The sequence below is a fragment of the Paraclostridium sp. MRS3W1 genome (assembly GCF_032465715.1).
Lineage (GTDB): Bacteria > Bacillota > Clostridia > Peptostreptococcales > Peptostreptococcaceae > Paraclostridium > Paraclostridium dentum.
The window spans coordinates 1-3,426 of the sequence record NZ_JAWDJM010000026.1; the positions used below are offsets into that span (position 1 = coordinate 1).

The following is a 3,426-nucleotide window of genomic DNA, read 5'->3' on the forward strand; positions in this document are numbered from 1 at the left end:
ATATATTACATTCAACGAAAGATTTTTTTAAAACATGTACATTACTTATTTCTTTTTCAGATTTCATACTCCACATGTTACTGCCTATATCCAACCAAATTTGTATATCACTTTTCATATTATGAGATATGTAAGTATATGGAGTAGTTAATACAACTAAGTCTTCATCTTTAAAATCTTCTAATTCTAGTAAAGTATAATAATCTTTTATGCTTGATTTTAGTGCCTCTATAAATATTTTTTCCTTTGACTTATTATTATTTATTCCTAATAAAGATATATTCTCTGTAAAATTCTCACTTTCTTGAATTATCTTTTTACAAATCTTCACATTTTCTTTTCCGTTTGGAAGTTCTAATAATTTATCAATATAAAATTTAATTAAAAACTCATAAATATTTACATCATCTAACTTCTTACTTCTTATGTAATTTATTATTTCATTATATTTATCTGAGTCTAATTTTTTACTTAATATTTTTTTAGCTCTAATTTTATTCGTATTTAATAAAAGGCTTATAAAGCTCATATAATCTTCATTATTTAAAAGTTCTTCACATTCATAAAATATACATGAAGCTACCATTAGTGCATGTGCATAAGGATAATCAATTATTCTTTTATCTTGCTTTGTGCTATAAAATCCTATGTTATTTTTTAATAATGTATTTTTTATTTCATACTCCGTAATAGTATTGTTTATTGGTGAAATAATAGCTATATCCTTTGCTCTATAACCCTTTTTAATTAATTCTACAACTTTATTGCTAGCCTCAATTAACATCTGACTATATAGTTGTATATTTTGATTTAATTCTATGTCTTTATTTAATTTAAATAATTCATTTATATTAACTTCACTTATTTCGCTATTTTTAATAAAATTGCATTTACTAAATAATTTGTCTTTAATATATTTCATATCTACGTTATTAAATGCTGCATAGTCTTTAGTCTCATTTATATACATATATGACTCTTTTACACTGTCTAATAATATATCTATAAAATCAACTTCACTTGCTGTACAGTTTTCTAAACTATCTACTATTAAATAATTCACTCTTCTTCTCAAGTTATTTACATATTCCTCATCTTTTAATAAAAATTCATTATACAAATAAATTGCTATTGAATTATCCATAGTTGAATTTTTTAATAATAAATCTAGGTACTCATTTATTATTTCTTGCATTTGACTGTATGAAAATCTATCCATCTTACTTTGGTTATGTTTAGAGTAATAAATTCTATTACCTATATCATTTAAATCTATTAAACTTTGACATCCCTTATTTATATTAAAGCTAATACTACTTGCAATATTTCTGTTAGATGCAGTTATATCGTTAAAAAATCCCTCTACAGTCCTTTTTTCTTTAACTATTTTATTTAAAATATAATCGCTCAAACTACTATTTATAATAGATGGTTTTACTTTATGATTGATTATATTATTATATTTTTGCTGTATAATTGGCCAAAACTTCACTACTTCTTTTATTAAAAATGAGTTGTATGTTGAAATATTTATTTCTTCACTTATGTTTAAATTTATTAACTTGTTATATTTAAATTTAATTTTGTTGTTTGGTACTAATAATAAAACATTATTTGTTTTATATGACTCTTTATTTGCAAACTCTATATATTTATCCTTAATATCATTAATTTTTCTATCATTTAAAATATCATTTACTATAATATTCATAAACTATCCCTTCCTTTATAAAGTAATTATACCATATAAAAGAACATGCTTTCGGCTATAATCATGTTATTAAAATAGTCCGTATAATGTAATAAGTGTGTAGTTATAACTACACACTTATTACATTATTTTTATCAATGCTATATCTTCATTATTAACTTCAAAGTCTTTTATAACAAAATTATTCATAACTATATTTTCAAACCTATACTTTGAACTATCAAAATCAATATACTGACAATCAAATATCATGTTCTCATTTAGATAATCTGTATTAATACGTTTTAATACAACTCTATACATAAAATTCCTCCAATTAAACAATTTAGTCTGTACTATAATTATTTATTGGACTTACTATTTTTATTCACTTTTACCTATTTATTCAAGTATTTTTTTATTATGCTATCAACGATGTACTTACTTGCAAGACCATCTCCATATGGATTTGAAGCTTTAGACATTTTTTCATAGCTTTTTTTGTCTATTAATAATTCCTTTGCCGTATCATATATATCTTTTGAATTTGTTCCAACTAATTTTAATGTCCCCGCTTCTACTCCTTCAGGTCTTTCCGTTGTATCTCTAAGAACTAAAACTGGTCTTCCAAGAGAGGGAGCTTCTTCTTGGATACCTCCACTATCAGTCATTATTAAATAAGATTTACTCATAAAATTATGAAAATCTATAACGTTTAAAGGTTCTATTAAATGTATTCGCTCATTATTACCTAAAATCTCATCAGCAGTAGTTTTAACTTTAGGATTTAAATGTACAGGATATATTACTTGAACATCATTAAATTCGCTTACAATCTTATTTATGGCTTTAAATATATTTTCCATATTTTCGCCCAAGTTCTCTCTTCTGTGAGCAGTAAGTAGAATCATTCTATCACTTTTAATTTTATCTAATATTTTATTGCTATACCCTTTTTTGATAGTTGTTTTTAAAGCATCTATAGCCGTATTTCCAGTTACATAAATATCATCACTACACTTTCCTTCTTTTATTAAATTTTCTTTTGATGTATTAGTTGGAGTAAAATGCATATCTGCTATAATGCCCGTAACTTGTCTATTTATTTCTTCTGGATATGGAGAATATTTATTATAAGTTCTAAGTCCTGCCTCAACATGTCCAACATCACATTTATTATAAAATGCTGCTAAACTAGCAGACAATGTTGTTGTCGTATCTCCATGTACCAAAACTATATCTGGCTTTGATTTTCTTATTACCTCATCTATACCTTCTAGTGCACTAACTGTTATAGATGTTAACGTCTGATTGTTTTTCATTAAATTCAAATCAAAATCTGGAGTTATATTAAATATATCTAAAACTTGATCTAACATTTGTCTATGTTGAGCTGTTACACATACAATACTTTCAATTTCTTCTCTGCTCTCGAGTTCTTTTACTAAAGGCGCCATTTTTATAGCCTCTGGCCTCGTTCCAAAAACGGTCATAACCTTAATCTTATTCAAAGCTATCATCTCCTTTAAATTTATTATTCGAATCTTAACTAAGTATAGTTATATCCAAATATAGATACCTTTAAATATATTTTCCCTATTTCCTATATTTTATTTTAATCCCATCTCACGCAAACGTAATCATTCTTTATTTTGCACAACAAAAAGTGGTTGATATTTAATTTGCAGCGAAGTGGTCATTTAAAGCATCTTCTCAGCTTTATGACCCAAGCGCAA

At 25.0% G+C, this 3,426-nt stretch carries 3 protein-coding genes; all 3 read right to left on the reverse strand.

Translation table 11 applies throughout. The features are described 5' to 3' along the window. Positions 1 to 1,711, reverse strand: a 1,711-nt coding sequence (locus RWY47_RS02155; protein WP_316030224.1) for a hypothetical protein, incomplete at its 3' end; no start/stop codon positions are given. Between the two features lie 120 nt (positions 1,712 to 1,831). Beyond that, positions 1,832 to 2,014 carry a hypothetical protein gene (locus RWY47_RS02160; protein WP_053831374.1) on the reverse strand — a complete coding sequence of 61 codons (183 nt, stop codon included), beginning with the start codon at positions 2,012 to 2,014 and terminating at the stop codon, positions 1,832 to 1,834. Positions 2,015 to 2,088: 74 nt separating this feature from the next. Continuing rightward, the gene (wecB, locus tag RWY47_RS02165) at positions 2,089 to 3,201 is read right to left on the reverse strand and encodes a non-hydrolyzing UDP-N-acetylglucosamine 2-epimerase (protein ID WP_316030225.1); all 1,113 of its coding nucleotides are present in this window, start codon (positions 3,199 to 3,201) and stop codon (positions 2,089 to 2,091) included. Positions 3,202 to 3,426: the final 225 nt, after the last annotated feature.

Coding starts and splice junctions, on each gene's coding strand:
- RWY47_RS02160 (WP_053831374.1), bottom strand. CDS start 2,014: ATGTATAGAGTTGTATTAAAACGTATTAATACAGATTATCTAAATGAG.